General features: G+C 75.2%; 1 protein-coding gene. It reads right to left on the bottom strand.

Annotated elements, in window-relative coordinates:
• Positions 1–6,525: SDR family NAD(P)-dependent oxidoreductase (locus V6U90_RS27050; RefSeq protein WP_442933682.1), on the bottom strand; the 6,525-nt coding region annotated here is incomplete at its 3' end.
• Positions 6,526–6,616: the final 91 nt, after the last annotated feature.

Genomic DNA, 6,616 nt, shown 5'->3' with positions numbered 1-6,616 from the left:
GGTGGCAAGCAGCGCCTGCGCCTCGATCGGGTCACCCAAACTGGTCCCCGTACCGTGCGCCTCGACGGCGTCGACATCGGCAGCGGTCAGCCCGGCGCTGGCCAGCGCGGACGTGATGACCCGCTGCTGCGACGGACCGTTCGGCGCGGTCAGACCATTCGACGCACCGTCCTGGTTGACCGCCGAACCCTGCACCACGGCCAGGATCCGGTGCCCGTTACGTACGGCATCCGACAGCCGCTCCACCACGAGGACGCCCACACCCTCGCCCCAACCCGTACCGTCCGCACCCGCCGCGAACGCCTTGCAGCGCCCGTCGGCGGCGAGACCGCGTTGCAGGCTGAAGTCGGTGAAGGTGTCCGGGGTGGACATCACGGTCACGCCGCCGACCAGCGCCAGCGAGCACTCCCCCGAGCGCAGCGCCTGACCGGCCAGGTGCAGCGCCACCAGCGACGACGAGCAGGCCGTGTCGACGGTGACCGCCGGGCCCTCCAGACCGAAGGCGTACGACACCCGGCCGGAGACCACACTGCCGAGGCTGCCGTTGCCGACGTAGCCGAGCAGGTCGTCGGGGATGGCGCGGAGCCGGGCGCCGAAGTCGTGGTACATGACGCCGGCGAACATGCCGGTGTCGGTGCCGCGCAGCGAGGTGGGGCTGATCCCGGCCGACTCGATGGCCTCCCAGGAGGATTCCAGCAGCAGCCGCTGCTGCGGGTCCATGCCCAGCGCCTCACGGGGGCTGATGCCGAAGAAGTCGTTGTCGAAGTTCCCGGCGTCGTGCAGGAAGCCGCCCTCGCGGGTGTAGCTCTTGCCGGCCTTGCCGGGCTCCGGGTCGTACAGGTCGGCAACGTTCCAGCCCCGGTCCTCGGGGAACTCGGTGATGCCGTCGCGTCCCTCGGCGACGAGCTGCCACAGCTCGTCCGGGGTGCTGATCCCGCCCGGGTACCGGCAGGCCATCCCGATGATCGCGATCGGCTCGTCGGTGGGCTGCGCCGTACGGCGGGCCACCGGGGTGGCGGCGGGGGTGTCGTCGCCGACCAGCGCGGTGGCGAGGTACCCGGCGAGCGCGGTCGGGTTGGGGTGGTCGAAGACCAGGGTGGCCGGCAGCCGCAGCCCGGTGACCGCGTTGAGCCGGTTCCGTAGGTCCACGGCGGCGAGCGAGTCGAAACCGAGTTCCCGGAAGGCCCGCCCGGCCTCGATGCTGGCGGTGCCGTCGTGCCCGAGTACCCGGGCCACCTCCGTCCGGACCAGGTCGAGCAGGGCGGCGTCCCGGTCGGCCTGGTCGAGGCCGGCGAGGCGCCGGGCCAGGTCGTTCTCCGTCCGGCTCTCGGCCTGGGCCTGGCGGCGGGAGGTACCCCGGACCAGGCCGCGCAGCATGGCCGGTACGCCGCCGACGCGGCGGCGCAGGGCGGCCGGGTCGGTGCGGAGCGCGACCACGGCGGGCGGGTCGCCGCGCAGTGCGACGTCGAACATGGCCAGGCCGTGTCCGGTGGAGAAGGCGGGCAGCCCGGAACGGGCGATCCGGCTCAGGTCGGCTTCGGTGAGTTCACCGGCCATGCCGTCGCGGTGGTCCCAGAGGCCCCAGGCGATGGCGGTGGCGGGCCGGCCCTCGGCGTGCCGCTGGCGGGCGAGGGCGTCCAGGAACACGTTGGCCGCCGCGTAGTTGCCCTGCCCGGCGCCGTCGAGCTGGCCGGCGGCCGAGGAGAAGAGCACGAACGCGGTGAGGTCCCGGTCGCGGGTCAGCTCGTGCAGGTGCCAGGCGGCGTCGACCTTCGGGGCGAAGACCCGGTCGAGTCCGTCGGCGGTGAGGGAGGCGATGGTGCCGTCGGCGAGTACCCCGGCGGCGTGCACCACCCCGGTCAGGTCCGGTACCCCGGCGACCACGTCGGCCAGCGCGGCCCGGTCGGCGACGTCGCAGGCGACGATGCGGACGGTCGCGCCGAGCCCGGTCAGCTCGTCGCGCAGGGTGTCCGCGCCGGGTACCGCGTCGCCTCGACGGCTGAGCAGCAGCAGGTTCCGTACCCCGTGCCGGTCGACCAGGTGCCGGGCGAGCAGGGCGCCGAGCCCGCCGGTGCCACCGGTGATCAGCACGGTGCCGTCGCCCGTCCATACGGGAGCATCGTCGGCGGGCGGGGTGACCCGGGTCAGCCGGGGCGCGTGGGCGGTGCCGTCCCGCAGGACGAGTTCCGGTTCGCCGGTGGCGACCAGGGCGGGCAGCGTGTCCAGCGGTACGTCGCCGTCGACGAGTACCACCCGGTCGGGTTGTTCGGCCTGCGCGGCGCGGATCAGCCCGTGCACCGGGGCGACGGCCGGGTCGGCGGCGGCGTCCCGGGTGACCAGCACCAGCCGGCTGTCCGCGTACCGGTCGTCGGCGAGGTACGCCTGGAGCAGGGTGAGTACGTCCGCGCAGAGTTGGCGGGCCTGTTGTGGCGGGGTACCCGCCCCGGTGGCCGCGATCCGGGCGACGAGGATCGCCGGGGGCTGGTCGGCCAGGGCGGCGAGGTCGGCCGGTCCGGTGATCTCGACGACGGGTACCGCCCCGGCGGTGGTGACCGGGGTGACCGGGGCCGGTTCGACGGCGAGCAGCGGCGGGGCCGGGTCACCGGCGGCCTGGTCGGCGGCCACCACGACCGGGCGGAGCACCAGCGCACCCACCGAGGCGACCGGCGCGCCGGTGCCGTCGCAGAGGGCGAGGGTGTAGCCGTCGGTGCCGGCGGGGCCGGCCGAGCCGGCGGGGGTGATCCGGACCCGGAGCGCGGCGGCGCCCTCGGCGTGCAGTTGCACGTCGGTCCAGGCGAACGGGAGTTGGGCGGTACCGCCGGTGGCGCCGGGCAGCGGCAGGTCGATGGCGTGCAGGGCGGCGTCCAGCAGGGCCGGGTGCAGGCCGAACCCGGCGACGTCGGTGCCCTCGGGCAGGGCGACCTCGGCGTAGATCTCGTCGCCGCGCTGCCACACCGCAGCCAGGCCCTGGAAGAGCGGGCCGTACCCGTACCCGGAGTCGCGCATCCGGTCGTACACCCCGTCGAGGGTGACCGGGGTGGCGCCCGGTGGCGGCCACTCGGTCAGCGCGGCTGGCGTGGCCGGGGTGCTGGTGGCGAGGGTGCCGGTGGCGTGCCGGGTCCACGGGGCGTCCAGCCAGTCGGCGGTGGCCTCTGGCCGGGAGTGCAGGGTGAGGGTACGCCGGCCGGTGTGGTCGGGGCGGGCCAGCCGGAGCTGCACCTGCACCGCACCGTCGGCTGGCAGGGCCAGCGGGGCGGCCAGCGCCAGCTCCTCCAGCACCGGGGCGCCGACCTGCTCGCCGGCCCAGAGGGCGAGGTCCACGAAGGCGGTGCCGGGCAGCAGGATGGTGCCGTTGACGGCGTGCTCGGCGAGCCACGGGTGGGTACGCACGGACAGCCGGCTGCTGAGTACCAGCCCGTCGGCGTCGGCGAGCCCGATCGCGGCGCCGAGCAGGGGGTGTTCGGACTCGTGCAGGCCGAGGGCGGCGGCGTCTGCTTCGCCGGTCCCGGCGTCGAGCCAGTAGCGCTGCCGCTGGAACGGGTAGGTGGGCAGGTCGATGCGGCGGCCACCCGGGGTGAGGGCGGCCCAGTTCACGGCGACGCCGCGCACGTGGGCACCGGCGACCGCGCCGACCACCTCGGCCGCCTCGGGGCGGCTCTTGCGCAGGACGGCGTGGAACGCCACCCCGGGGGCGTCGTCGAGGCAGCGCCGGCCGAGGGCGGTGAGCACCGCGTCGGGGCCGAGCTCGACGAAGGTGCGGACCCCCTCGGCGTGCAGGGTGTGCACCGCGTCGGCGAAGCGGACCGCCTGGCGGGCGTGGCGCAGCCAGTACTCCGGGGTGCCGAGGTCGTCGCCGGTGGCGAGCCGGCCGGTGACCGTGGAGACCACCGGGATCTTCGGGGTGCGGAAGGTGAGCGCCCGGCAGACCCGGCGGAACTCGGTGAGCATCGGCTCCATCAGCGGCGAGTGGAAGGCGTGCGAGACCCGCAGTTCGGTGGTCTTGCGTCCCCAGCCGGCGACCTGGGCGGCGAGGTCGGCGACCGGTCCGGCGGCGCCGGAGATCACCACGGCCTCGGGTCCGTTGACGGCGGCCAGGCCGACGCTGTCGGCGTACCCGTCGAGCAGCGGGGTCACCTCGGCCTCGGTGGCCGCCAGGGCGACCATCGCCCCGCCGGACGGTAGTTCCTGCATCAGCCGGCCCCGGGCGGCCACCAGCAGGGCGGCGTCCTCCAGGGAGAGCACCCCGGCGACGTGGACGGCGGCGATCTCGCCGATGGAGTGGCCGGCGAGGTGGTCGGGGCGCAGGCCCCAGGATTCGAGCAGCCGGTAGAGGGCGACCTCGATGGCGAACAGCGCCGGCTGGGTGTAGGCGGTCTCGTTGAGCAGCGCGGCCTGCGGGCTGTCCGGGTCGGCGAGGATGACGTCCCGCAGCGGCGTGTCCAGTTGCAGGTCGAGGTACCCGCAGGCGCGGTCGAGGGCTTCGGCGAAGACCGGGTACGTGGCGTACAGTTCGCGCCCCATGCCGGGACGCTGGCTGCCCTGACCGGTGAAGAGGTACGCCATCGGGGCGCTGCCCGCGGTGCCGGTGACCACGCCCGCGACGTCGGTACCGTCGGCGACGGCGGCCAGGCCGGCGAGCAGGGTGTCCGCGTCCGGTCCGGTGACCACGGCCCGGTGTTCCAGGGCGGCCCGGGTGGTGGCGAGGGAGTGGGCCACGTCGGCCGGGCGGGTGCCGGGGTCCACGTCGGTGGTCAGGTGGGCGTGCAGGTTGGCGGCCTGGGCGCGCAGCGCCTCGACGGTCCGGCCACTGAGGACGTACGGCACGACGGGCGGGTCGGCCGGCTCGGCGGCGGTTTCCACCCCGGCGGGGGCCTGTTCCAGGATCAGGTGTGCGTTGGTACCGCTGATGCCGAAGCTGGACACCCCGGCCCGGCGGGCGTGCCCGGTCTCCGGCCAGGCGGTCGGCTCGGTGAGCAGCCGGACCGTGCCGGCCGACCAGTCCACGTGCGGGGTGGGGGTGTCGACGTGCAGGGTCCTGGGCAGCAGCCCGTACCGCATGGCCTGGATCATCTTGATTACGCCGCCGACCCCGGCGGCGGCCTGGGCGTGGCCGATGTTGGACTTCAGCGACCCGAGCCAGAGTGGCTGGTCGTCGGGGCGGCCCTGGCCGTAGGTGGCGATGAGCGCGCGGGCCTCGATCGGGTCGCCGAGCGCGGTACCGGTGCCGTGCGCCTCGACCGCGTCGACCTCGACGGGGCTGAGTCCGGCGCTGGCCAGTGCCGCCTGGATGACCCGTTGCTGGGCGGCACCGCTCGGCGCGGTCAGCCCGTTGGAGGCGCCGTCGGAGTTGACCGCGGAACCCCGGATCACAGCGAGGACCCGGTGGCCGGCGCGCAGCGCGTCGGCCAAACGCAGCACGACGAGTACCCCGACACCCTCGGCCCAGGCGGTGCCGTCGGCGTCGGCGGAGAACGCCTTGCACCGGCCGTCGGGGGCGAGCCCGCGCTGCCGGGAGAAGGCGGTGAATCCGCCGGGGCTGGACATCACCGCGACCCCACCGGCCAGGACCAGGTCGCATTCGCCGGCCCGGAGCGCATGCGCGGCGAGGTGCAGGGCGACCAGGGAGCCGGAGCAGGCGGTGTCCACGGTCATGGTCGGCCCGTGCAGGCCGAGCGTGTACGCCACCCGGCCGGAGGCGACGCTGATCGCGTTGCCGGTGAGCAGGTACCCCTCCAGCCCCTCGGGTGCCTGGTGCAGCCGGGGGCCGTACTCCTGGGGTTCGGCGCCGAAGAAGACGCCGGTGTCGCTGCCCCGCAGGGTGTGCGGGTCGATGCCGGCCCGTTCCAACGCCTCCCAGGACGCCTCCAGCAGCAGCCGCTGCTGCGGGTCCATGCTGGTCGCCTCGCGGGGGCTGATGCCGAAGAAGGCGGGGTCGAACTCGGCGGCGCCGGCCAGGAACCCGCCGTGCCGCACGTAGCTCTTGCCGACCGCGTCCGGGTCCGGGTCGTACAGGTCGTCGAGGTCCCAGCCCCGGTCGTCGGGGAGTTCGGAGATGGCGTCGCCGCCGGAGGCGACCAGTCGCCACAGTTCCTCCGGGGAGCTGATCCCGCCCGGGTAGCGGCAGGCCATGCCGATGACCGCGAGCGGCTCGGTCGGGTCGGCCGGGGTGCGGTCCCGTTTCGGGGTACCCGCCGGGTCGGTCGACGCGCCGAGCAGCCGTACGCCGAGGGCGCGGGCCAGCTCGGCCAGGGTGGGGTGGTCGAAGGCCAGGGTGACCGGCAGGTCCAGCCCGGTGGCGGCGCTGAGCCGCTGCCGCAGGTCCACGGCGGCGAGCGAGTCGATGCCCAGTCCCTTGAGGAGCCGGTCGGGGCCCAGGTCGTCCGGTACCGGTTTACCGGCGTGCGTCAGCGCGGCGACGACCTCCGCGCGCACCGCGTCGAGCAGCATCCGGTCCTGTTCGGTCCGGTGCCGCCCGGCCAGTCTCCCGGTCAGCTTCCCGCTCATCCGCGCACTCCCCTGGCTCATCTCTGCTGGAACGTCTGTGGCCGGTCGCTGTCCGCGGGTTCCGGGACGGCGACCGGTGGTGCCGGGTCGGGGTGGGCCGGACCCGGCGTGG

It is taken from the genome of Micromonospora sp. CPCC 206060 (genome assembly GCF_036906895.1).
Classification (GTDB): Bacteria; Actinomycetota; Actinomycetes; order Mycobacteriales; family Micromonosporaceae; genus Micromonospora.
The sequence above is the reverse complement of the archived record's forward strand: the minus strand, read 5'-3'. Positions and strand labels throughout refer to the sequence as shown.